The organism is Proteus terrae subsp. cibarius (assembly GCF_011045835.1).
Taxonomy (GTDB): Bacteria; Pseudomonadota; Gammaproteobacteria; order Enterobacterales; family Enterobacteriaceae; genus Proteus; species Proteus cibarius.
Map to the genome: position 1 here is coordinate 2,217,677 of NZ_CP047349.1, position 22,514 is coordinate 2,240,190.

Below are 22,514 nucleotides of genomic sequence, written 5' to 3' on the forward strand. Positions count from 1 at the left end.
ATTTTCTGCTATTGGAAAGATTACACACATTATTATTTTTTTTTAGGGAGAGGGGTTATGCCTAGCTACTCAATTATGATAGTGGATGATCACCCTATCATGAGATATGGATTACGGCTATTGTTAGAAAAAGACAAGGATTTTGTCGTAGTAAGCGAAAGTGGCAATGCTCAAGAGGCTGTAACCGCTGCAAAACAATTGAATCCAGACTTAATTATGATGGATTTAAATCTACAAGGGCGTTCAGGTATTGATATTATTCGGACACTTCGTCGCTCTGGTTTAACATCTTATGTTCTTGTTTTATCCGTTTCTGATTCACGTAATGATGTTTATGCTGCGTTGGATGCAGGCGCAAACGGTTATCTTTTAAAAGAGTGTGAATTAGACATGCTATTACTTAGTCTACGCAAAGCAGCTGTTGGGCATCCAGTTTATAGCGAGCGAGTGTGGCAATATATTCAGCTTAGACAAAACTATTCTGATCCACTTTCAGCGTTGACTAAAAGAGAATTAGATGTTCTTCATGAAGTGTCTGCTGGAATGAAAAATAAGCAAATTGCTGAGAATTTATTTATTTCTGAAGAAACAGTGAAAGTTCACATTCGTAATATTTTAAAGAAACTGCAAGTCACTTCTCGTTTAGCTGCCAGTCTTATTCTTATTAAGCATCAGCACTAAACGTTTTACCCCGACGCTAGGTCGGGGTAATAAGATATATCGTTTTAATATTCCATTTAAGGCTACATCAAGTCATTTGTTACTCAATAGGTACTGGATAACTCAATACTTTAAAATGGTTATCAGGTAATTTCTCAATATTTAACTGATACAGCTCTCGATTTATCCCATTAATCACAATATCAAGTTCGCTAAAAGCAGATTGTATTTCTTCATTGGTTGCCCATGAAGGAACGCCTTTCACTCCATAATAGAAATAAATTTTACTTTTACCTGAGCCTATTGGCTGAATTTCTTTTATCTGACTAATGAAAAGATGACCATAACAGAAGTCTTGATAAGGTTGCCAAGCTTTGCGCCCTTTTTCACTAAGATTAAACACCCACTCTTCTCCATTTGCGGTTTGTTCAATCAATCCTGCTTCGACTAATGCATGCATTCTTTCTAATACCCAAGGTGCATCATCTTCATTGCTGTACACAGGCCATTTCCCTTCGCCCAAACACAATAAATAATCACTGTTAAAAAAGGCCTCTAAGGCTATTTTATACTCATCAACTTTTGGACTGTCTTTTTCTTCGTCTGCCCAACTAAAAGAAGAGAGTAAAAGCAATATAAGACTCAGTGAAATACTTTTCATATTTTCTTTTACCAACGGAAATCTTTATTCGTATTTGTATTACTCTACGCTACACAATTCGTTACACTAACGTGACAGTTTAATATCCGATATATTTTATAATGTAAATAGGATTTTTCACTACAACAAAAGCTGTTATTTTGGAATTGTATAACACTCATTCACATCAATACTAATATTACGTATTGTCATATAAGGAAAATATCATGTCCACGACAAACCTGACATATACCATGTACGGCATAAAAAATTGCGATACCATCAAAAAAGCGCGTAAATGGTTAGATGATAATCATATTCCTTACGCGTTTCATGATTACCGCAAAGAGGGTTTGACGGAAGCATTATTACGCACCTTTACAGAAAATTTAGATTGGCAGACACTTGTGAATAAAAGAGGAACAACTTGGCGTCAATTATCCGATGAAGAAAAGAACGCAATCACTGATGTTACCTCTGCAATTTCACTTATGTTAGATAAACCAGCCATTATTAAACGTCCTATTCTTGTGTCATCTGACAACCGCTTTATCGTTGGTTTTGATACCAATGATTATTCGACCTTTACAGGAGCCTAATTTTTATGTCCTGTCCTGTTATTGAGCTTGCACAACAACTGATTTCGCGTCCATCAATCAGCCCTGATGATCAAGGTTGTCAGCAATTGATTATTGATAGGCTTGCCCCTCTTGGTTTTACTATTGAAAGAATGCCTTTTGGTGAAACTGAAAATCTCTGGGCTTGTCGTGGTGGTGAAGGTGAAACGCTGGCTTTTGCTGGTCATACTGATGTTGTACCAACAGGTGATCCTAATTTATGGGATAACCCACCTTTTGAACCATCTATTCGTGATGGTATGTTATATGGGCGCGGAGCGGCAGATATGAAAGGTTCGCTTGCCGCCATGATTGTAGCCGCTGAGCGCTTTGTTCGATCTTATCCTGATCACCGTGGACGACTCGCTTTTTTAATTACATCAGATGAAGAAGCTAAAGCCGCAGATGGTACAGTTAAGGTCGTACAATCATTAATATCACGTGGCGAACGCCTTGATTATTGCCTTGTGGGTGAACCTTCAAGCCAACATCATTTAGGTGATATGGTAAAAAATGGTCGCCGAGGCTCAATAACAGCAAATTTAATTATTCAAGGTGTGCAAGGTCATGTCGCGTATCCTCACCTTGCAGAAAATCCTATTCATCTTGCCTCTCCTTTTATCCAAGAACTTGTTAATACCGTTTGGGATGAAGGCAACGAATTTTTCCCTGCCACCACAATGCAAATTGCCAATATTCATGCAGGTACAGGCAGTAATAATGTGATCCCCGGTGAGCTGTTTATTCAATTTAATTTCCGCTTTAGTACCGCAATTACGGATGAAGAAATTCGTCAACGCACAGAAGCGTTATTACAAAAACACCAACTTCGCTACCAATTAGAATGGTCGTTATCTGGTCAGCCTTTTATTACTGGACAAGGTAAGTTACTTGAAGCAGTACGCTACTCAGTTAAGCATTACACCAATTTAGAGCCAGAACTTTCCACCAGTGGGGGCACTTCTGATGGTAGATTTATTGCCCAAATGGGAGCACAAGTTGTCGAATTAGGCCCCGTTAATGCAACAATCCATAAAGTTAATGAGTGTGTTAATGCAGCCGATTTACAACAACTTAGCCGAATTTATCAGCGGGTTATGGAGCAACTTATTTTATGATAACGCCTTTAATGCTAACGGGCCGTTCTACCGACCATTTAGTCACTTTATCCGGTCAGCATCGCTTACAATTTAATGCCACTAAGGCTTTTTTAGCGTTACAGCAACAAGCCACAAAAGCAGGCTTTAAATTAATGCCAGCTAGCTCTTTTCGTGATTTTAATCGTCAATTAGCGATATGGAATGGAAAGTTTGAAGGCAGTCGTCCTGTTTTAGATGCACAGAGCCAACCAATGGATATTCATGCATTATCAGAAGGTGAACGCTGTCTCGCTATTTTAAAATGGTCGGCGTTGCCCGGTGCAAGTCGCCATCATTGGGGTACTGAGATTGATATTTACGACCCTTTTCGCTTACCTGAAGGTCAATCATTACAATTAGAACCTTGGGAATACGAAGAAGGTGGCTATTTTGCAGAGCTTAATGGATGGTTAACGGAGAATATGTCAGCGTATGATTTTTATCGCCCTTTTACTCATAAAGAAAGCGATATTGCTTACGAGCCTTGGCATATCAGTTACTGGCCACTTTCTCATGAAGCTTCGCTTGCTTACACACCTGATATTCTAAAATCGGTGTTAGAAGAAGAAAATATTTATGGTAAACAGTGGCTATTAGCTAATCTTGATGAAATATTTGCACGTTACATTGTTTTGCCTGAATAACGTTATTTTTCACATGGAGCTTCTTGTTGATCGTTAACGGGAAGCCTCCACATAAATATCAACAAACACACTAAGATTATTAGCAATAATATTCTGACCCAAAGCATAGACACTAACCACAGAGAAATCGCAAAGGTAATTAAGATCACTAAGATGGCTTTAGGTTTTGCCCCTTTAGGCATAGCGCGATAAGTTTGCCAATATCGTAAATAAGGGCCAAACCAAGAGCGATAAAGTAACCAATAATGGAAACGCTTTGACGAGCGAGAAAAACACCATGTGGCTAGTAATAAGAAAGGTGTAGTGGGTAATACAGGTAAAATAACCCCTAATGTGGCTAATCCTACACATAACCAACCTGCTATAATCAATAATATCCGTTTCATGCTGTGCTTTTCCAACTCATGCTTTATCGCGTTATTTTATAGAGTAAATAAAAAAGATCCTCATTCTCAACAACAATTTTAAAATATAAGGCTTATTTATGCACTGGCTTGCTGACTATTGGTGGGTAATTTTAATTCTTTTAGTAGGGATTATTATTAACGCTATTAAAGATATGAACAAAATCGATCCCAAGCAATTTCTTAAAAATAAGCGAAAGTTACCACCACATCGTGATTTTAATGATAAATGGGATGATGAAGATGATTGGCCTAAACAAAATCAAAACAAGAAGGATGAGAATAAGTAGCCAACCACTGTTGATAACGCGATGTTAACTGAGCATCTTTTTCAGCCATTAAGTGCGCGCATTGCTCTCTTAATTGCTTAGTTAAGACTTTTTTTCCTAATAAAGAAAACTCAGCCACACACTGCTCAACTGATTTATTGTCTATAAAAAAAGCCACTAATAACGGATAGTGTTGCTCATAACCCACCAAAAAGTTAGCAACACTCTCATAAACAGTAAGGGCTGGTCGATGAGCAAATGCAAAACCCGCCATCATTAACCAATCGTCTTGTGGTGTAGCAATATGACTTGGTATTAAATTATCCGCTAAACAGAGTTTTGTTTGCTGTTCTATCTGCGAATATTGCAAAGCAAAAGCACGTAAAGAAGAGTGCAATAACTGTTTGCCTTTTTCTGTTAATGGATAAATTGCCATTGCGGCATAACATCCACTGCTCGCCTCTTTATGTACTCCTAATCGCACTATTTGAAAGCCACATTGCATCCAAAATCGCGCCAACACTTCAGTGTAACCAAAGCTTACAGAAAGATAATCAATAGTCTGTTTTTGGCTCTCTTTTACAATATTAGCAATTAAAGTTGTGGCAATTTTTTGACGTCGATATTGAGGCAAAACAGCAATGCGACTAATACGCAATGAATTCAAACACATTGCATCAGGTGTTAGACCATAAGTGACTAATGATTGAGCAACCAGATTACCTCTAGGCCTACGAGTCCCTAGCCAAACATCGTGAGCGAGGTCGAAAGGCAATCCTCCTTCTTCAATACACCACACAGCACCCACGATTTTTTTATTAATGGATGCTGACCAATAACGCTGCTTTTGACCATCAAGTAAACGTCGTAGGTCAAGAGGTGTTGTTCGATAATGCGCACTAGTAAGCAATTGATAAAAATCATGTAGTTGTGAAATGTTATTGTGCCAATTTTCTTGGATCTGGTGGATATCGACCTCACCTTGTTGTTGGCGTTCAAAATCATACTCAGGCTCATCAAGTAATAGCAATTGATTAAGCCAATTTTCTAATGGGCAATCTTTAGCCCAACGAATGGGCGTTTGTAATTGAAGTGTACGTAAATTAGGAATGTTATCTCCTAACTTCAGCATAAAACCGCGCCCTGTTCCCTCATAACCTTGCACTGTGGTTGTCATTAATACATGAGAAAAATAACCACACAGCTCTTCTAGTTGTGCAATAGGTAGAGAAGCTGCCTCATCAATAATCAGCCAATCACTTTGAATTTCGTTATTTATGCATAGCGCTAATAAATTATCTGGAGAATAAAATGAAATGACTTTATTGGTGTGTGAAGATAAAACATCTGTACTATTTTTAGCTGGCGCGCATACCAGTACATTTCCTTGATATTGCTCGATAAACATTCCCGCCAGCGCTGACTTTCCTCTGCCTCTTGGTGCAATAATACTCCAAACACCGGATGTCGATGAGAGTAAACTATCTAAAATCGCTTGCTGCTCTGCGGTTGGTTTACCTTGTGGAAGCGCCCAAAGCTTAGTTTTTTCAATCAATGTGGGAAATTGAAATGGCATTGATTGTTGCCAGACAATCACTTGTTCATCATCTAAAGTAATATTTTTTAGCCATGCCATAAAATTTGGTGTTGAAAGTAGGCCTTGAGCATCATTCCAACGCTGACTATCGTTATCGATATAACTATCCCAACTTTCAATATCAGGTAGACATAAAATCAATAAACTACCTGCTTTTAATGTGCCTGTTAACATGGCTAAAGCATCAGTATTAAATCCCTCATTGGCATCAAAAACAGCATGTAGAAACTCACGCCCTAACAGACGAATAGCTTGTTCAGGCAAAATAGCATGGGGTTGATTGGAAGAAATAGTGACCCAATCTCCTTGGCATAATTGAGTAATTTGCTGGATTTGCGTCATTTGCCATGCAGGATCACCCGCTAATAGCAGTAACTGACGTTGCCCTAATTGGGCTAACTTTTGCTGATATTGATGCAAATAGAAAACTGGCACAGCTAGGATTTACCGATTAACAATGAAAGAATACCGGCTGCAATTAACGGCCCAACAGGCACACCTCGGAAAAGTGCTACACCAATGACGGTTCCCACTAATAAGCCAGCAACTGTTGAAGGCTGGTTATTCATTAAAGAAACACCTCGTGCACCTAACCAAGAAACCGCGATACCTATTGCAATCGCTAATAATGATTTCCAGTTTAAAAATGAGTTAAGCACTTCTTGCCCTGAAATACGCCCTGTTGCAATGGGTGTCATTACCCCAATGGTCAGAATTAAGATCCCGATGGTCATGCCATATTTTTCAACAACAGGAAAATATTGATTTAGAGGTGTGATTTTAATCACTAGCAAAGCAAGCATTGCTAACGTTACAGTCATATTATGACTAATAATACCAAGTCCGGCGAGAACCAGCAAAATTAATAGTGAGGGATCAACGTTACTCATGTTTGTTCCTAAGCCTTTCTCTTTATAGAGTTAATTATCTTTTATTTGTTGACGAATGGTATTAGTTCAAAGACGAAGAAGCAAATGTATCGCAAGATTTGATATTGCCACTATTATAACCACGCATAAACCAAGTCTTACGCTGTTCTGCGGTACCGTGAGTAAAGCTATCAGGCACAGCATAGCCTTGTTGCTGCTTCTGTAATTTGTCATCACCGATCGCTTGCGCCGTTTTAATTGCTGTTAATAAATCACTTTCATCAATACGGCCTTCACCTGCAATAAAGTGTCCCCACATTCCAGCAAAACAGTCTGCTTGCAGTTCTAATTTTACGGATAAACGATTCGCTTCTGCTTTTGAGCGGGCCATTTGCTGTTTTTCACGCATTTGATTAGTAATACCTAATAAATGCTGAACATGGTGCCCTACTTCATGCGAAATCACATAACCTTGAGCAAATTCACCGCCACCACCTAGGCTATGTTTCATTTCATTATAAAAAGAGAGATCGAGATAAATTTTTCTATCCGCAGGGCAATAAAAAGGTCCCATTATTTTTGTACCTGTACCGCATTGCGTTGTGGTGCTATTGGTATATAAAACAAGTTTAGGATAGCTATATTGTTTACCCGCTTGTGCAAAAATAGTTTGCCAAAAATCTTCTGTACTGGCTAAAACAACGCTACTAAAATCTGCTGCTTCATTATAAAGAGCACTTTGTTGTTCGTTGCGTTGTGGTGCTTGGTTGGTTTCACCTGTTAATGAGTTAAGATCAAACCCCATAAAACTAGCTATCACTAAAATAATGATAACCACAAACCCGTATTTAGTGCGTAATAAAAGTGCAATTAATCCTAATGGGAGATTACCACCGCCTGATGCGGAGGAAGATTGCCCTCTTCTATCTTCAACATTGTCACTTCTTCGGCGATCATTCCAACGCATAACTTATCCCCACAGTTTAAATAGACGACTTTAGCTTTATTATGAACAAATTCGTTACTTGATTTGAGATAATAACAAAAAATTGCAATCTCTATTCCCTATTTTTTGAGAACAAGATAATAGAGACTATTAGAGAAAATAACTCAACACATCCTAGTCATTTCATAATAGAATTCTTATTTCTTACCTTTGTGTTTTTTCTTCACTAATAAATAGATAATTTAATGACTCGAACTCAACGTTTACTCACTTTATTGCAGATTTTAAAAGAAAATCGCTATCCGATAACGGCAGAAGCGCTAGCAGATAAATTGCAGATTAGTGTCAGATCTATTTATCGTGATATTGAATCTTTGCGTAATCAAGGTGCTGAAATCACGGGTGAAGCTGGTATAGGTTATCAACTAAAATCAGGCTTACTCCTGCCACCATTAACCTTTGATATTAATGAACTTGAAGCGCTTATTTTAGGCCTACGTTGGGTAGAAAGTCATACAGATAAAGAATTAAGTTACTCGGCATTACGGGCAATTAATAAAATCAATGCCGTGGTAACGGCACAGCATCAAACCTTGCTTGAACAAAACACATTATTTGTTCCTACTAACCGAATTATTGAAGTTGATCATACCATTGCTAAAGATATGCGTTTTAGTTTACGCGAAGAAAAGAAAGCAAAAATAGATTATCAGGATGTCCAAAAAAAATTAAGTACTCGGATTATTTGGCCTATTGCTGTTGGTTATTTTCAAGATTCTCAGGTTATTGCAGCATGGTGTGAATTACGCCAAAGCTATCGCCATTTTAGGCTTGATAGAATTATCTCTTATGAAGTCTTAGGTGATAATTTACCTTACCCAAAAAGCTATTTATTCTCACGTTGGAAAAAAGAGATATTGAAAGAGGCTCCTGACAAGAATTGACACATTGTTTGGATAATATCTTCCTTGCTGTTTTTAACTTAGCTATTTCAGTTTAAACAACATCATATTAATCAACACAGTAAGGAAACATTATGAGTGAACTTATTCTTTATACTAATGCAATGTCTCGTGGTAACACAGCTGAGCTTTTCTTAAAAATATTAGATGTGCCTTATCAGCGTGTTGAATTAGAATATGGCGAACCTATGCGTACCCCTGAATATCTTGCTATTAATCCGATGGCAAAAGTTCCGGCATTAGTTGATGGTGAAGTCGTCGTTACAGAGACAGCAGCAATTTGTGCTTATTTAGCAGATAAGTTTATTGAGAAAGGATTTGCTCCCGCCCTTAATTCACCTGAGCGCGCTGCTTATTATCGTTGGTTCTTTTTTACCGCAGGCCCTATTGAAGCGGCATTCACTGTAAAAGAGCTTGATATTGACCTTAATGAAGAGCAACAAAAATCATCTGGTTTTGGTTCTTTTGAACGCACTTTTCATTGCTTAGAAACGGGCTTAGCCAGCGCTAAACCTTATCTTTGTGGTAAAAATATGATGGCCGTTGATGTGTATGTGGGTTATTTCCTTATATTTTTGTGCAAGTATGCATTGATCCAACCTACACCACTGATTAACCAATATATTGATAGCCTTGCGCTTAATAAAGAAATTAAACAATTATTAGAAAGCTTAGATTTACGATAAATTTTCTTATTATTGAACATCATTCAATTAAGCTATCGCTATAGTTACTTGTTTAATACATTCTATTTAATACGCCCCATTTAAGACAAAAGGTCAGCTTTTAAGCTGACCTTTTCTAATTACATCTTATTTAACCTGACGTAATCGTTTGCGTATTTAGTCTAAAGAAACACCAATTCGACGTGCAACTTCTTCGTATGCTTCTATTAATCCGCCTAAGCTTTGACGGAAACGGTCTTTATCCATTTTATCTAAGGTCTTTTTATCCCATAGACGGCTACCATCAGGAGAGAACTCATCACCTAATACAACTTTGCCGTGAAATAGACCAAACTCAAGTTTAAAATCGACTAAAATAAGTCCTGCTTTATCAAAGATTTCGCTAAGGACATCGTTTGCTTTATAGCTCAAACGTTTCATTTCTGCGAGGTTTTCTTTAGACACCCAGCCAAAAGTTTCACAGTAAGATTCATTGACCATAGGATCATGACGAGCATCATCTTTTAAGAATAAATCAAAGATTGGTGGGTTTAAAAGCGTACCTTCTTCGATACCTAAACGTTTGACTAATGATCCCGCAGCACGATTACGAATAACGCATTCAACAGGTACCATATCGAGTTTTTTTACTAGCACTTCATTATCAGAAAGCAAACGTTCCATCTGCGTTGGGATACCCGCTTCTTCCAGTTTATTCATAATGAAATGGTTAAATTTGTTATTTACCATGCCTTTACGATCAAACTGTTCAATACGTTGGCCATCTAACGCTGATGTATCATTTCTGAATTCAAGGATAAGAAAATCAGAAGATTCAGTGGCATAGACCGTTTTGGCTTTTCCACGATACAACTCAGCTTTTTTCTGCATCTGACACACTCCAAAGATGTGATAGGTTTAACAAGAAATTTGCTTCCCATACTCTACTCTAGATCAGACAAAAAAGCTTTTAAAACGTGAGTGCTATCACTAAAAAATCTCGCCCTTAACCCAGAGTTCACAACATTTTTTATTAAAAATAATCTCTGTTATAAGAAATCATACTTCAATTAATTCTATTGAATAATTACACTAATAACGAAAGTTATAATCACTAATAAAAATCGCTTGATAAAATTAGAATATATAAAAAATAAAAAGTCAGAATAAGAATAATTATAGATTATATCACTCCATTATTTCTATTTTCAGATGATATTCTTAGTAAGTATTAGTTCTGTTTCACATTACATTTATTTTGAGTAATCAATAATAAAAAACCAGATTAATTTCTTTTTATTGAAATTTAATCTGGTTATCAGTGTTAGCATCAGCAAGTTTTAATTATTATCTCTAATCTATTTTTTATATTTTAAAAGACCCATGTTATCTATTAATAACATCATACTTTAATTAAATAATGTAACAGTAGATCTCATAAGCAAACCAACCTAATAAAGCACCAGCAGGTAAATCAATTAAGTAATGTTGTTTCGTGAACATGCAAGATAATGCAATAAATAATGGGAATAAGAAAACCCAAGGCCCTAAGGTTGCATAAGCAAGACATGCGGTGAGTGTTGCAACCGAAACGTGCATACTCGGGAAGCAGTTTGAGGAATCATCAAAATACTGAACAAACTTAAGAAATTTCTCTGACGCTGTTTTTCCTGGGTTTAAGGTGCGCCAATGTGCAGGGGTTGCAACAGGGAACACAACAAAGAAAAACATTTGCATGACTAACAAAACAATATAACTAAAAACAATCATAATGAATTGTCTTGAGTCTTGAATGATCCAGTTGAGATATAAAATTGCAGGATAATATAAAAAGCTATAGATCCATGACCACCATGGCCAGAAAGGAATTTTTTCATCAATTGGTGAATTAATAACTTTCACTTCTCTCAATGTATATCGTTGAGTAAAAAAATAAAACTGATAAACACCTACAATAAGTATCCCACTTAATATCAAGTGAATAATCATATCACCTGCACTCATAAATACTCCTTCATATAGTCAGAGAATGCTTTGTTATTTTTATTTAAGAATAAGAATTGACGCAATATTGCATAAATTTAAGCGTATTGCATTAAGATTAATATTATTAATAAATTTAAATTAAATCCTATCATTAAAAGAGCATTCAATTAATGATGTTTAATTTGATAGCCTCAATTGCATTTTTATAAATAAATTTCAATTTAGATTAATACAATTAAGTTAAGATCATAAAAAAGCCGCACAATGTTTATTGTGCGGCTTCTCATATTTTTAAAGAATAATACTTATTTAACTGGTTTACTGAAAGCAGCTTTCAGTGCAGCAACCATTTGATCATTTTGTGATTGTGTTAATGGTTTACCTTTATCACTGATAAATTGTAAACTACTGCGGTTATTTAAATCGCCGACTTGTAATTTATAATCCGCTTCTTCAACAGTTGGTCTATCAACACCTAACGCACTCCAGTTCGCACTGCTCATTCCTTTATAGGTTACTTCAATTGAACCTTTAGAACGTGTGCGATCGCCCATCTTCATACCAACACTTTCTAATGCGATAGGCAATCTATCCCAAACCACATCAAATGGTGCACGAACGATAATCACTGGAAGACCCGCATTATCACTGCCACTTTGGACATCGATAATACCTTGTAAGCTACTGCTTGCCGTATTTTCGCTTAAATTACGCATACGATTTAAGCCGTCAACCAATTCGTTAAGCATCAAAATATTGTAACGCTTCACTTCAGTCGGATCTGTTATCTCAGTTTCGCCTTGGCGTAAACCTTCGTTCGTCACTGTTAACGAAATAACATTACCTGACTGAGCAATCACTAAACGCTGACGAGTTTGGAAAGGTACGTTTTCATCTGCACGTAACCATGTGATCCAATCAGTGTGGATCTCTTTTTGCCCAGCATCACTTTTGACAATTGCAACACCTTTCTCTTTTAAGATAGAGCTAACTTGCTCATACAGTGTTGTGTTTTCAGGTGTATTTGGTAATAACAAACGGCTGTTATCTGCATTATTTTCACTACGTGAACCACTTAACAGATTCAGTGCTTGAGTTGGTGGACGAATATCAAGCGCTAAACCAACAGGTTCAGTTTTTTTAGGGGTTGGAATGTCATATTCCCCATTTTGCAAAGGCAACACCATACCCGCCGGAATCGCTAAATTCTTTAGCCCTGCCGTCTCTAAATAAGACTCATCACCACTGACCTGACGTTTATAGCGCTGATCACTTGAACAGGCTGCCAGTAAAACCACCAGCGACAGACCCGCGACTTTCATAATCTTTGATTTATGCAATAGTGTTGCCATTAAAATTCCCTAAGTTTTACAGTATTCCCGCTGTTAACAGCGCTTTCTCAACAATTTGCTGACCTGATGATGTCAACGGAGTCATAGGTAAGCGCAATGTGGCGTCTTCAATCAATCCAATACGTTGACACGCCCATTTAGCTGGGATTGGATTAGGTTCAACAAATAACTGATGATGTAAGTCCATCAGACGTCGATTAAGTTCACGTGCTTTTGCAAACTCACCCGCATTTGCTAATCGACATAATTCTACCATCTCTGACGCAGCAACGTTAGCAGTAACCGAAATAACACCATGACCGCCAAGTTGCATAAAGTCTAATGATGATGCGTCATCGCCACTCAATAAGATAAAACTATCATCATTAACCAACTCTTGGATTTGACTAACACGACTTAAGTTCCCTGTCGCCTCTTTAATTGCCACAATATTATCCAACTTGGCTAAACGTGCAACTGTTACAGGCAATAAATCGCATCCAGTACGACCCGGTACATTATACAGGATTTGTGGTAACGCAGTGCTTTCAGAAATCGCTTTAAAGTGCTGATATAATCCTTCTTGTGAAGGTTTATTATAATAAGGCGTGACACTTAAACAACCTGCAATACCTTTATTTTCAAACTGTTGTGTAAACCAAACAGCTTCAGATGTTGCATTAGCACCAGTACCAGCAATCACAGGAATACGCCCATCAGCCATATCTAATGTCATTAGAACGACATCAACATGCTCGTCATGACTTAATGTTGCAGATTCTCCTGTTGTACCAACAGAAACTATTGCAGCACTGCCTGCATTAACATGATAGTCAACTAATTTACGTAAACTAACCCGGTCAACATTGCCTTTTGCGTCCATTGGTGTAACCAATGCCACCATACTGCCTGTAAAATTAAATTCGTTATTCACCATAATCATTGCTCCGAGATAGACGTATACTCAATGGTACTCATTCATTGCTCTATTGAAAACTACTTAACTCTAGGTTTCTAATGAAATTTGCTAATATTCTTTGATATGAATTAAAGAGATATAATAATTGAAGATAGTGAGCCTGAGATCTTGGCAGAAATCGAAATTTGTGTTTACCTGTTAAGAATAAACTGAAAGTCAAAAGGAACCTTATTTTGCCCATACCTGATAAACATTTTCTCGTCATTACTGCATTAGGGGCTGACCGTCCTGGTATTGTTGATACCATTACACAATTAGTCAGCCAATGCGGATGTAATATCGAGGACAGCCGACTTGCGATGTTTGGTCAAGAGTTTACGTTTATCATGCTACTTTCAGGTGGCTGGAACGCTATCGCACAATTAGAAGCGTTGTTGCCCATTAAAAGTGCGGAACTGGATCTATTGACCGTAATGAAAAGGACCACCAATGGTGCACCGATTACCTATCCTTCAACAATCGCAGCAAAAGTTGATATTGAAGATGCGCCCGGTATTGTAGAACGCTTTACTAATCTATTTAGCCAACATAATTTTAATCTTGCTGAATTAATATCTAAAACACACCCGTCAGAAGATGGTTCACCTGCGCGTTTAGAAATACAAATTACGGCGCATAATCCATTAGATGATCATGGTCTTGTTATTAATGAGAAATTTAATCAATTATGTACAGAGCTGAACGCTCAAGGCACAATAAGTATCGTAAATAGTCTGATGATGAAACAGTAAAAATGGAGAATGACCTAATGAACCCATTAAAAGCCGGTGAAAAGGCGCCTCAATTCAGTCTGCCCGACCAAGATGGAGAAACAATTAATTTATCTGATTTCGCTGGCCAACGTGTGCTTGTTTATTTTTACCCTAAAGCAATGACACCTGGTTGTACAACTCAAGCTTGTGGCTTACGTGATGAAATGGATGCACTAAAAAAAGCTAAGGTTGAAGTTCTCGGCATCAGCACTGATAAATCAGAAAAGCTTTCCCGTTTCGCTGAAAAAGAGATGTTAAATTTCACGTTGCTTTCAGATGAAGATCATAAAATTGCAGAAGAGTTTGGTATCTGGGGAGAAAAGCAATTTATGGGGAAAACTTACGATGGCATTCATCGTACAACATTCTTAATTGACAAAAATGGTGTTATCGAACACGTATTTGATAACTTTAAAACCAGTAATCACCATCAAGTCGTTCTCGAATATCTCACTCAGCATCCATAATAAATGCTTTGAATTGATAAGATAACAGACAGTTTTCACTGTCTGTTTTTTTATTTATTTTTTATTAATACATTCAAGGCGGTACTTAGCTTTTCTTTGTATATTGCTCATTCGCAATTTCATCAGGTAATGCATGCAATACTGCTTTTATCAGCGTTGCTAATGGTATAGCAAAGAAAACACCCCAAAATCCCCACATTCCACCGAATATAATCACTGACAATATAATGACTAAAGGGTGCATATTTACAGCTTCAGAGTACAAAATTGGCACTAATAAATTACTATCCAATCCTTGAACAACAAGATAAGCGATAAATAACGCCCAGAAATCAGAACCTAATCCCCACTGAGATAATGCAATCACAATAACGGGGATCGTTGCTAAAACAGCACCAACATAAGGGACTAAAACAGAAACACCGACGATAACAGCAAGTAATACAGAGTAGCGCAAGTCGAAGAAAGCAAATACAAAATAAGTGAAAACACCCACAATTATCATTTCGGTTACTTTACCCCGAATATAATTGGTAATTTGCTGGTTAACTTCAATCCAAACTTGAGCTGCCAATATTCTGTTTTTTGGTAAAACACGGCGAACCGCATTAAGCATCTGTTGTTTATCTTTAAGTAAGAAGAACGTCATTAAAGGCACAAGAATAAGATAAATCGACAGTGTAATAATTCCGATTAACGAAGCTAAAGACACTTTTAATACAGATTCAGCCACCGTTGAGAACTTACTGCGTAAGTTTTCTGCCATCATATCAACAATACCTGCATCCATTAATGCAGGGAAACGATCCGGTAATTCCTGTGCAAATGCATTGAACTTATTGATCATATTTGGGATATCTGAAATTAGTGTCATCCCCTGTTGCCACACCGTTGGCGCTAAAATCAAAATTACAATGGCACTAATACCAATAAAGAGTGTCAGAATTATCGATACTGCCCATATACGGGCGCATCCTAATTTCTCAAGTAAATGAGTTGGCCACTCTAAAAGATAAGCAAGCACAATTGCCACTAATAAAGGAGCTAGTATGCCACTGAAAAAATACAGAATTGAAAAGCCGGCAATCAAAATGACCACAAGGGCGATAACTTGTGGATCAGCAAATCGGCGTTTGTACCATTGAACAAGCAAGTCCAGCATGAAAATAAAGATCCTTTATAATAATCAGAATAATAGAGCTGTATGCATTCATTTACATAAGCAATAATCTTTTGACAGATTTTACGTTAGGTTTTGCTATCATACATCATTAATTATTAATTTTTCGTTAAGATAGCTATCAGGATACAGTTGTATGAAACTCAGACTTAAAAAACCATTAGTCGCGCTTCTTGTTTCTGCGTTGCTATCAACATCAGTAGTACCTGCTCAGGCTGCGATTGATATTGAAGACTCTTTACCTGATATGGGAACCACCGCAGGTTCAACATTAAGCATCAATCAAGAAATCGCTATGGGTGATTACTATACTCGCCAACTGCGAAATAGTGCACCATTAGTTTTTGACCCATTACTTTCTAACTATATTAATAATTTAGGACAAAAACTCGTTTCGAACGCTAGTTCGGTCAAAACCCCTTTTCACTTTTATTTAGTTAACAACCCCAATATTAACGCCTTTGCTTATTTTGGGGGAAACATTGTTTTGCATTCCGCGCTCTTTCGATATAGCCGAACAGAAAGTGAATTAGCCTCTGTTATGGCTCACGAAATCACACACGTTACTCAACGACATTTAGCACGAATGCTTGAAGATCAGGCTAAAACAACGCCTCTTGCTCTTGCGGGGGTATTAGGTTCTATTCTGATATTTATGGCGAATCCGAATGCAGGCCTTGCGACCTTTACGGGAAGCATGGCAGGTATGCAGCAAAATATGATCACATTCACGCAAATGAACGAGCAAGAAGCAGATCGTATCGGAATACAAACACTCTACCGTGCTGGGTTTGATCCCAAAGGGATGCCTGATTTTATGCAAATTCTTGCAGACCAAGTACGATATAGCTCTAAACCGCCTGAAATGTTATTAACGCATCCCTTGCCCGATAGCCGTTTATCCGATGCAAGAAGCCGAGCAAGTCAATTCCCTGCTCGACAGATCCCACAGTCAGCTGATTTTCTGTTTGCAAAAATGCGTGTATTAACCATGTTGACGAAAAATCCAACATCAGAGAATGCATTACAAACGACACTTGATCAATTTAAACAAGGTACTGCTCTTGAAAAATCAGCGGCTAATTATGCGTTAATACTGATCTATTCTCGTGATCGTAAATTTGATGACGCAAGAAAGCTGCTCACTCCGATGTTAGAAAAAGAGCCGAATAATATTTGGCTTATTGATGCCATGACGGATATCGATTTAGAACAAAACCGTGCAGGTGATGCGGTTGCAAGATTACAACAGGCATTGAAACAAAAACCCAATAACAATGTTCTTATTGCCAACTTAGCTAATTCATATATGCATAATAAGCAATATAACGAAGCTAACCGCCTGCTTTATCGTTATACCTTTGACAATCCAAACGATCCTATCGGTTGGCAATTAATGGCAGAAAATTCAGCTAAACAAGGTGATAGAGCTCATGAATTAGCTGCTTATGCAGAAGATTTGGCCCTAAGAGGTGACTTTGAAACGGCAATTCGTTATTTAGGTGATGCAAGCCGACAAGTTAAATTAGGTAGTAACGATCAAGCTCGCTTTGATGCACGTATAGACCAATTAAGAAAAATTCAGCAAAGAGATAGTCAATTTAAATAAGGGACAACATGACCAAGAAAGTGACGATTTATCACAATCCACGCTGTTCAAAAAGCCGTGAAACCTTACATTTACTAGAAGAAATGCAAATAACACCTAATGTTATTCACTATCTAGATACAGCTCCTTCTATAACGGAACTTAAAACACTGCTCAAAGCATTAGATTTTGATGACGCAAGAGAGTTAATGCGTACAAAGGAAGAAATTTATAAAACGCTAAAACTGGCTGATGAAACATCGCAAGATGCATTAATTCAAGCAATGCATGAAAACCCTAAACTTATTGAACGCCCTATTGTGATTGTCGGTAATAAGGCCCGTTTAGGCCGCCCACCAGAACAAGTGAAAGAACTGTTTAATTAATATTCAAAATTTAAAGCCCATATTTATGTTCTTACATATATGGGTTTTTTTCTATCTACTTCATTATTAATCTCGCAATCGTTTACTCTCTTTTCTCAAATCAGAAGCCAATCACCAAATGTTGTTAAATTGTAAACATTACAATTAGCAAAGTGTTTCTTATTTCCACAATAGAAAAAAACCAATCACTTTATGCTTTCAAAAATTTTCATCTCAATTTCATATTTTTTATGAGTAAGAAATCGCCATTTTTGAAAACTTCTATTTAGATCACATTAAGTCGTATAAACTCACGATTATGGGAAAAAAATAATCATGTGTTTCATTTATATTGTGACTCAAGTCTCTTTACACAAATGCATTCCTACATATCATGAGCATCAGAAAATATGATAGCAGAATTGATAAACTATAAATTCTTGCCAAAATATTTTTTCATTATCATCCAAGAAATAAATTAACAAGAAATATACATTTAAAACAATACTGCAACACAGCAATAAGCTTTCAATTTGTTATTTACTCTATCTCTTCTTTTATTGTTGTTTTTAACTTGATGACAATTAATCAGTGTGAAATGAAGTTGTAGATGTATATGAAATAAACAACGTTATAGCCAACATTATGGGCAATTAAAACTAACCAATCACCATTATTGGTGTCGGGTGATTGCTAGGCTAATAGGAAAACAGATGAATATCGTACTTAGATTAAAACTTGTCTCATTCCTCCAGTTCTTTATATGGGGATCTTGGCTTGTAACATTTGCCTCGTATCTCTTTGGAGAGCTGCATTTTAAAGGTAGTGATGTTGGGCTTATTTTTAGTGCTCTTGGACTTGCCTCACTTATCGCCCCCGTCATCATGGGATTTATTGCAGATAAAATAAATAACCGAAAATTAGTGTTCATTACCCTGCATATTCTTTCCGCATTAGCATTAGTGCTAATGTCGCAAATGACAACAGTAACCACACTATTCTTTGCAACTCTATTACATTTATTGTTCTTTATGCCAAGTATCTCAATGGCAAACAGCATCATTTTCGAACTGTTAGAACAAAAACATTTAGAGCCTAATAACTACTTCCCTAAAATTCGTGTTTACGGCACTGTTGGCTTTATTGCAGCTATGTGGGTGATTAGCTTCTTAGGTTTAGGTAATAGCTACCACCAACTCTTTGTTGCAGCGATCGCCTCTATTGTTTTAGCTGTATTTGCAATGTTCTTACCTGCAACTAAAGCAGCTGATAAAAACGAAACAAAAGCCGAAGAAAAAGCCGAAGAAGTGGCATTTAGTATCACCAACATCTTGCAAGTATTTAAAAAGAAAAATGTCGTTGTTTTCTTATTCTTTGCAACATTGTTAGGATCTGTACTGCAAATTACTAATACATTTGGCGTGCCATTCCTGCAAGATATTGCACAGTCTCCAAACGCAGATGATTCATTCTTTGCACGTTATCCTTCTGTATTCTTATCTATCTCACAGATTTCAGAAGTCGTATTTATTCTGTTCCTACCACTGCTATTAAAACGTGTAAGAATCGAAACTATCGTTTTATTTAGTATGATTGCTTGGATCTTACGTTTCGGTTTCTTTGCTTATGGTGACTACACATCATTAGGTCAAATCGTCTTATTGTTATCAATGATTGTGTATGGTTGTGCATTCGACTTCTTTAATATCTCTGGTTCACTGTTCTTAGAAAAAGAGATCCCATTACAATATCGTTCAACAGCACAAGGTATGTTTATGACCTTAGTGAACGGTTTCGGTACTTATTTAGGTGCAATGTTAAGTGGCTGGGTGATTGACTTATATACTACTAATGGCGCGGTTGATTGGAAATCATTCTGGTTAATCTTCACAGGCTACACCGTTGCAATCACTGCACTTTATCTGATTTTCTTACTGATTCCTCAGAAGAAAGCCAAAGTAGCAGAAGCAAACTAATTATTTAACCCTCCTCCTTTATTATTTGTGTCTCTCACCGCTTGCCTCGTATAAAGACAAGCGGTTTTTTTATCCCTTTTTTATCAGAAAAAATAGAAATACCACGGTTTAAAAAAAAGAATTGTTACCTTCAATAGATATTAGATTTGGGAAATAGAGATAGGATTTAGATTATTAGCCTCACCGAATAAGATGAGTGAGGCGATTTAAAGTTTGAGAATATCTTTCACAAATGGGATGGTCAGTTTACGTTGAGCAACAATAGAGGCGTGATCAAGCTCATCAAGCATTTCAAATAAGGTACGCATTTTTCTGTCCAAACGTTTTAATACAAAACGCCCGACATCTTCAGGTAATTCAAACCCACGAAGCTTTGCTCTTAATTGTAACGCTTGAATTTTCTCTTCATCACTTAAAGGTTGCAGACGGTAGATTTGCCCCCAATCAAGGCGAGATGCTAAATCAGGAAGTTGTAGCTCTATTTGGCGAGGTGGCCTATCCCCTGTAATTAATAAGCAGGTTCGCCCATGCTCTAAAACGCGGTTATAAAGATTAAATAAGGCGAGTTCCCACTCTTCATCACCTGCAATACATTGCACATTATCAATACAAACTAAGGATAAATGTTCCATGCCTTCAAGAACATCGGGAACAAAATAAGCGCGTTTATCAAGAGGAACGTAACCAACAGCATCGCCTTTTAGTGAAAGCTCAGCACAAGCGGCATGTAATAGATGGCTCTTTCCACCTCCGTCACGAGACCAGAAATAGATATAACTGCCATGAGATTGATGAATGGCGGTTCGAATTGCCGCGACTAACGACGCGTTTTCCCCTGCATAAAAGCTATCGAATGTCTCATCATCGGGCAGAGATAGTGGTAATGATAGCTGTGACGGCGTATTCAGAAGCACCTCACCTGAATAGTTTAATAAACGTGTTGATTCTAACACAAATTCTCACAAGGTCAGAATCAATATTAAAAAAGAACATTGCACTGATTAAGATAACAGCAAAATTATCGTGATAAGCCTATTTTATAGGCTCTTAGTGACTTATTTATTTGTCGCCTCTCTGTATCACAAATTGTTTAGTGCAATATCAGAAAATATTTCTTGTTTATTTAATCGTCTTTATTATCTAAATTTTAATTTCGCAACATCATTACCTGAAGGTTGCTGATAAATATCGAGCTTAAAATATTTGGCTGATGCATTTATATACTCAAAAATTTCAGATTGAGTCTCTTCATATTCAACCCACGTAGTTGCACGAGTAAAACAATATAACTCTACAGGTAATCCCATCGGTGTAGGTGGCATTGTTCTGATCACTAAATACATATCAGGTCGAACATCACCACGCATCTTTATCCAATTTAGCATGTACTTACGAAACAATTGTAGGTTTGTCACCCCTTTTGTTTCTAACCACTCATTAATGTCACCAATCTCTTCTTCCTTTCCTTCTAGCATCGTTTCTATGCTCTTACGAAGCGGTGCTGTATTTTTTAACTCTAATACTAATTCTTGCGTTGCAAATGAAATCGAAGATTGGTCAATATAAAAACTACGCTTGATCCGACGCCCTCCTGATGAAAACATCGGTTGCCAGTTGGTGTATTTTTCAGTCAAAAAATCTTTGGTTGGAATACGTGAAATTGTATTATCCCAATTACGCACAGTGATCGTATGTAATGCAATATCAATAACCTCACCGCTGATATTACTACTGGGTAATTCAATCCAATCATAAAGCTTTAATACTTTTCCGTTAGAGATAAGAATATTGGCAACAAAAGAGATAAGTGTATGCTGAAAAACAAACATTAATACCGCAGCAATAGCACCAAAGCTTGAGATTATGATAAGAGGTGATTGTTCAGTAAATAAGGCAATGATCAGGATAAAAGAGATAATCCAAACCACAATTTTGGCAATCTCAATGTAGCCTTTAATGGAGTTATTTCGATGCCACGCTTTTTTGGCATGCCTAATATTGAAGATATCAAGCGCGTTATTAAGCAATGAGGCAATATTGATGATAATAAAGGCGCGGGCAACCGTCTCAAAAATAATATTCATTTCAGCTGAAAAAGACGGTAGTAACTGATTAATATAGAGAACCAGTGTAACAGCAACAATAGATGCACTCTTTTTAGCGATATCTTCTATGGTTTCTTCATCTGAAAGTTCAGTAAATAAAAAAAGTAAACGCTTTGCTATTCGGCGGAAAATCATTTTGGCGAGAAACCACACCACCAACAACACAGTAACTAAAAATATTGTGGTAAAAATCTGCTGTGATGTAATGAAATCATAAATTTCAATCAGTTTTTCCATAAATTGCGTTATACCTTTTCTAAGACAAATCCCACTTTAAAATGAATATCACTCGATTAGCAGATAAAATGCCTATTTTGCATAAGAACCGACACCCATTGTCTCATTTATTTTATTTAAATAAACATCATGATTG

24 protein-coding genes are annotated in these 22,514 nt (G+C 37.0%); 12 read left to right on the plus strand and 12 right to left on the minus strand.

Annotated features, from left to right (window positions below):
• The first annotated feature begins 57 nt into the window (after positions 1-57).
• A complete protein-coding gene (locus GTH25_RS10365; RefSeq protein WP_075671862.1) occupies positions 58-681 on the plus strand; it encodes a response regulator in 624 nt (207 codons plus the stop codon).
• A 79-nt stretch (positions 682-760) separates the two neighbouring features.
• On the opposite strand, the gene GTH25_RS10370 is transcribed toward GTH25_RS10365, so the two are convergent.
• Positions 761-1,321 (minus strand): hypothetical protein, encoded by a 561-nt coding sequence (locus GTH25_RS10370; RefSeq protein WP_075671863.1) that lies wholly within the window; start codon positions 1,319-1,321, stop codon positions 761-763.
• A gap of 206 nt (positions 1,322-1,527) precedes the next feature.
• Here GTH25_RS10370 and GTH25_RS10375 point away from each other — a divergent pair, with 206 nt between their 5' ends.
• From GTH25_RS10375 to GTH25_RS10385, 3 genes are read left to right on the plus strand one after another with little or no spacing between them, the layout of a single operon-like run.
• Entirely contained in the window at positions 1,528-1,899 is a 372-nt protein-coding gene (locus GTH25_RS10375; protein WP_075671864.1) for an ArsC family reductase, read from the plus strand.
• Between the two features lie 5 nt (positions 1,900-1,904).
• Positions 1,905-3,035, plus strand: a complete 1,131-nt coding sequence (gene dapE / locus GTH25_RS10380; protein ID WP_109418869.1) for a succinyl-diaminopimelate desuccinylase — start codon at positions 1,905-1,907, stop codon at positions 3,033-3,035.
• Positions 3,032-3,700 (plus strand): M15 family metallopeptidase, encoded by a 669-nt coding sequence (locus GTH25_RS10385; RefSeq protein WP_075671866.1) that lies wholly within the window; start codon positions 3,032-3,034, stop codon positions 3,698-3,700. The genes dapE and GTH25_RS10385 overlap by 4 nt, the downstream gene beginning before the upstream one ends.
• Positions 3,701-3,702: 2 nt before the next feature.
• Here GTH25_RS10385 and GTH25_RS10390 read toward each other — a convergent pair whose 3' ends face one another.
• Positions 3,703-4,086, minus strand: coding sequence for a DUF454 family protein (locus GTH25_RS10390; protein ID WP_098942505.1), 384 nt, complete (start codon positions 4,084-4,086; stop codon positions 3,703-3,705).
• A 98-nt stretch (positions 4,087-4,184) separates the two neighbouring features.
• Between GTH25_RS10390 and GTH25_RS10395 the strand changes: the two genes are divergently transcribed.
• Entirely contained in the window at positions 4,185-4,394 is a 210-nt protein-coding gene (locus tag GTH25_RS10395) for a YpfN family protein (protein ID WP_075671870.1), read from the plus strand.
• On the opposite strand, the gene GTH25_RS10400 is transcribed toward GTH25_RS10395, so the two are convergent.
• The 3 genes from GTH25_RS10400 to ypfJ form a co-directional block, all read right to left on the minus strand.
• Positions 4,357-6,405, minus strand: coding sequence for a tRNA(Met) cytidine acetyltransferase TmcA (locus tag GTH25_RS10400; protein ID WP_164530549.1), 2,049 nt, complete (start codon positions 6,403-6,405; stop codon positions 4,357-4,359). The two genes, GTH25_RS10395 and GTH25_RS10400, sit on opposite strands and share 38 nt — an antisense overlap.
• Positions 6,406-6,407: 2 nt before the next feature.
• On the minus strand, positions 6,408-6,860 hold the full coding sequence (locus GTH25_RS10405) for a DUF441 domain-containing protein (protein WP_006533030.1): 453 nt from the start codon (positions 6,858-6,860) through the stop codon (positions 6,408-6,410).
• Positions 6,861-6,921: 61 nt separating this feature from the next.
• Entirely contained in the window at positions 6,922-7,806 is an 885-nt protein-coding gene (gene ypfJ, locus GTH25_RS10410) for a KPN_02809 family neutral zinc metallopeptidase (protein ID WP_075671874.1), read from the minus strand.
• 224 nt (positions 7,807-8,030) lie between these two features.
• On the opposite strand from ypfJ, the gene GTH25_RS10415 reads away from it, so the two are divergent.
• Both GTH25_RS10415 and GTH25_RS10420 read left to right on the plus strand, forming a co-directional pair.
• Positions 8,031-8,729, plus strand: coding sequence for a helix-turn-helix transcriptional regulator (locus tag GTH25_RS10415; protein WP_075671876.1), 699 nt, complete (start codon positions 8,031-8,033; stop codon positions 8,727-8,729).
• 92 nt (positions 8,730-8,821) lie between these two features.
• Positions 8,822-9,433 (plus strand): glutathione S-transferase family protein, encoded by a 612-nt coding sequence (locus tag GTH25_RS10420; protein WP_075671878.1) that lies wholly within the window; start codon positions 8,822-8,824, stop codon positions 9,431-9,433.
• A 156-nt stretch (positions 9,434-9,589) separates the two neighbouring features.
• Here GTH25_RS10420 and purC read toward each other — a convergent pair whose 3' ends face one another.
• The 4 genes from purC to dapA all read right to left on the minus strand — a co-directional run bounded on the left by purC (position 9,590) and on the right by dapA (position 13,666).
• The gene (gene purC, locus GTH25_RS10425) at positions 9,590-10,303 is read right to left on the minus strand and encodes a phosphoribosylaminoimidazolesuccinocarboxamide synthase (protein ID WP_075671880.1); all 714 of its coding nucleotides are present in this window, start codon (positions 10,301-10,303) and stop codon (positions 9,590-9,592) included.
• Positions 10,304-10,825: 522 nt separating this feature from the next.
• The gene (locus GTH25_RS10430; RefSeq protein ID WP_088495302.1) at positions 10,826-11,416 is read right to left on the minus strand and encodes a phosphatase PAP2 family protein; all 591 of its coding nucleotides are present in this window, start codon (positions 11,414-11,416) and stop codon (positions 10,826-10,828) included.
• 287 nt (positions 11,417-11,703) lie between these two features.
• Complete coding sequence (gene bamC, locus GTH25_RS10435; RefSeq protein WP_075671884.1) at positions 11,704-12,750, minus strand: outer membrane protein assembly factor BamC; 1,047 nt, start codon at positions 12,748-12,750, stop codon at positions 11,704-11,706.
• Positions 12,751-12,766: 16 nt separating this feature from the next.
• Positions 12,767-13,666 carry a 4-hydroxy-tetrahydrodipicolinate synthase gene (gene dapA, locus GTH25_RS10440; RefSeq protein WP_023581903.1) on the minus strand — a complete coding sequence of 300 codons (900 nt, stop codon included), beginning with the start codon at positions 13,664-13,666 and terminating at the stop codon, positions 12,767-12,769.
• A gap of 215 nt (positions 13,667-13,881) precedes the next feature.
• Here dapA and GTH25_RS10445 point away from each other — a divergent pair, with 215 nt between their 5' ends.
• Together GTH25_RS10445 and bcp are read left to right on the plus strand one after the other, a co-directional pair.
• Positions 13,882-14,439 carry a glycine cleavage system transcriptional repressor gene (locus GTH25_RS10445; RefSeq protein ID WP_036912784.1) on the plus strand — a complete coding sequence of 186 codons (558 nt, stop codon included), beginning with the start codon at positions 13,882-13,884 and terminating at the stop codon, positions 14,437-14,439.
• 17 nt (positions 14,440-14,456) lie between these two features.
• Complete coding sequence (gene bcp, locus GTH25_RS10450) at positions 14,457-14,927, plus strand: thioredoxin-dependent thiol peroxidase (RefSeq protein ID WP_075671886.1); 471 nt, start codon at positions 14,457-14,459, stop codon at positions 14,925-14,927.
• A gap of 85 nt (positions 14,928-15,012) precedes the next feature.
• On the opposite strand, the gene GTH25_RS10455 is transcribed toward bcp, so the two are convergent.
• Positions 15,013-16,089 (minus strand): AI-2E family transporter, encoded by a 1,077-nt coding sequence (locus tag GTH25_RS10455; RefSeq protein ID WP_075671888.1) that lies wholly within the window; start codon positions 16,087-16,089, stop codon positions 15,013-15,015.
• Positions 16,090-16,243: 154 nt separating this feature from the next.
• Here GTH25_RS10455 and bepA point away from each other — a divergent pair, with 154 nt between their 5' ends.
• The 3 genes from bepA (at position 16,244) to GTH25_RS10470 (ending at position 20,036) form a co-directional block, all read left to right on the plus strand.
• Entirely contained in the window at positions 16,244-17,716 is a 1,473-nt protein-coding gene (bepA, locus tag GTH25_RS10460; protein WP_075671890.1) for a beta-barrel assembly-enhancing protease, read from the plus strand.
• Between the two features lie 8 nt (positions 17,717-17,724).
• Positions 17,725-18,081: an arsenate reductase (glutaredoxin) gene (gene arsC, locus GTH25_RS10465; RefSeq protein WP_156733591.1), complete on the plus strand. Its 357-nt coding sequence runs from the start codon at positions 17,725-17,727 to the stop codon at positions 18,079-18,081.
• A gap of 692 nt (positions 18,082-18,773) precedes the next feature.
• A complete protein-coding gene (locus GTH25_RS10470; protein ID WP_164530550.1) occupies positions 18,774-20,036 on the plus strand; it encodes an MFS transporter in 1,263 nt (420 codons plus the stop codon).
• A 206-nt stretch (positions 20,037-20,242) separates the two neighbouring features.
• Here the strand turns inward: GTH25_RS10470 and hda are convergent, their stop codons facing one another.
• Positions 20,243-20,950, minus strand: a complete 708-nt coding sequence (gene hda / locus GTH25_RS10475) for a DnaA inactivator Hda (protein WP_006533048.1) — start codon at positions 20,948-20,950, stop codon at positions 20,243-20,245.
• A 222-nt stretch (positions 20,951-21,172) separates the two neighbouring features.
• Complete coding sequence (locus GTH25_RS10480) at positions 21,173-22,378, minus strand: mechanosensitive ion channel family protein (protein ID WP_099660591.1); 1,206 nt, start codon at positions 22,376-22,378, stop codon at positions 21,173-21,175.
• Positions 22,379-22,514: the final 136 nt, after the last annotated feature.

Bases quoted from the DNA above. Each gene is read 5' to 3' on its own strand.
- GTH25_RS10375 (WP_075671864.1), top strand. From the start codon at position 1,528: ATGTCCACGACAAACCTGACATATACCATGTACGGCATAAAAAATTGC.
- dapE (WP_109418869.1), top strand. From the start codon at position 1,905: ATGTCCTGTCCTGTTATTGAGCTTGCACAACAACTGATTTCGCGTCCA.
- GTH25_RS10470 (WP_164530550.1), top strand. From the start codon at position 18,774: ATGAATATCGTACTTAGATTAAAACTTGTCTCATTCCTCCAGTTCTTT.
- GTH25_RS10420 (WP_075671878.1), top strand. From the start codon at position 8,822: ATGAGTGAACTTATTCTTTATACTAATGCAATGTCTCGTGGTAACACA.
- ypfJ (WP_075671874.1), bottom strand. From the start codon at position 7,806: ATGCGTTGGAATGATCGCCGAAGAAGTGACAATGTTGAAGATAGAAGA.
- bamC (WP_075671884.1), bottom strand. From the start codon at position 12,750: ATGGCAACACTATTGCATAAATCAAAGATTATGAAAGTCGCGGGTCTG.
- GTH25_RS10395 (WP_075671870.1), top strand. From the start codon at position 4,185: ATGCACTGGCTTGCTGACTATTGGTGGGTAATTTTAATTCTTTTAGTA.
- GTH25_RS10415 (WP_075671876.1), top strand. From the start codon at position 8,031: ATGACTCGAACTCAACGTTTACTCACTTTATTGCAGATTTTAAAAGAA.
- GTH25_RS10385 (WP_075671866.1), top strand. From the start codon at position 3,032: ATGATAACGCCTTTAATGCTAACGGGCCGTTCTACCGACCATTTAGTC.
- GTH25_RS10405 (WP_006533030.1), bottom strand. From the start codon at position 6,860: ATGAGTAACGTTGATCCCTCACTATTAATTTTGCTGGTTCTCGCCGGA.
- bepA (WP_075671890.1), top strand. From the start codon at position 16,244: ATGAAACTCAGACTTAAAAAACCATTAGTCGCGCTTCTTGTTTCTGCG.
- dapA (WP_023581903.1), bottom strand. From the start codon at position 13,666: ATGGTGAATAACGAATTTAATTTTACAGGCAGTATGGTGGCATTGGTT.
- GTH25_RS10430 (WP_088495302.1), bottom strand. From the start codon at position 11,416: ATGAGTGCAGGTGATATGATTATTCACTTGATATTAAGTGGGATACTT.
- GTH25_RS10370 (WP_075671863.1), bottom strand. From the start codon at position 1,321: ATGAAAAGTATTTCACTGAGTCTTATATTGCTTTTACTCTCTTCTTTT.
- GTH25_RS10480 (WP_099660591.1), bottom strand. From the start codon at position 22,378: ATGGAAAAACTGATTGAAATTTATGATTTCATTACATCACAGCAGATT.
- arsC (WP_156733591.1), top strand. From the start codon at position 17,725: ATGACCAAGAAAGTGACGATTTATCACAATCCACGCTGTTCAAAAAGC.
- purC (WP_075671880.1), bottom strand. From the start codon at position 10,303: ATGCAGAAAAAAGCTGAGTTGTATCGTGGAAAAGCCAAAACGGTCTAT.
- GTH25_RS10455 (WP_075671888.1), bottom strand. From the start codon at position 16,089: ATGCTGGACTTGCTTGTTCAATGGTACAAACGCCGATTTGCTGATCCA.
- GTH25_RS10390 (WP_098942505.1), bottom strand. From the start codon at position 4,086: ATGAAACGGATATTATTGATTATAGCAGGTTGGTTATGTGTAGGATTA.
- bcp (WP_075671886.1), top strand. From the start codon at position 14,457: ATGAACCCATTAAAAGCCGGTGAAAAGGCGCCTCAATTCAGTCTGCCC.
- GTH25_RS10365 (WP_075671862.1), top strand. From the start codon at position 58: ATGCCTAGCTACTCAATTATGATAGTGGATGATCACCCTATCATGAGA.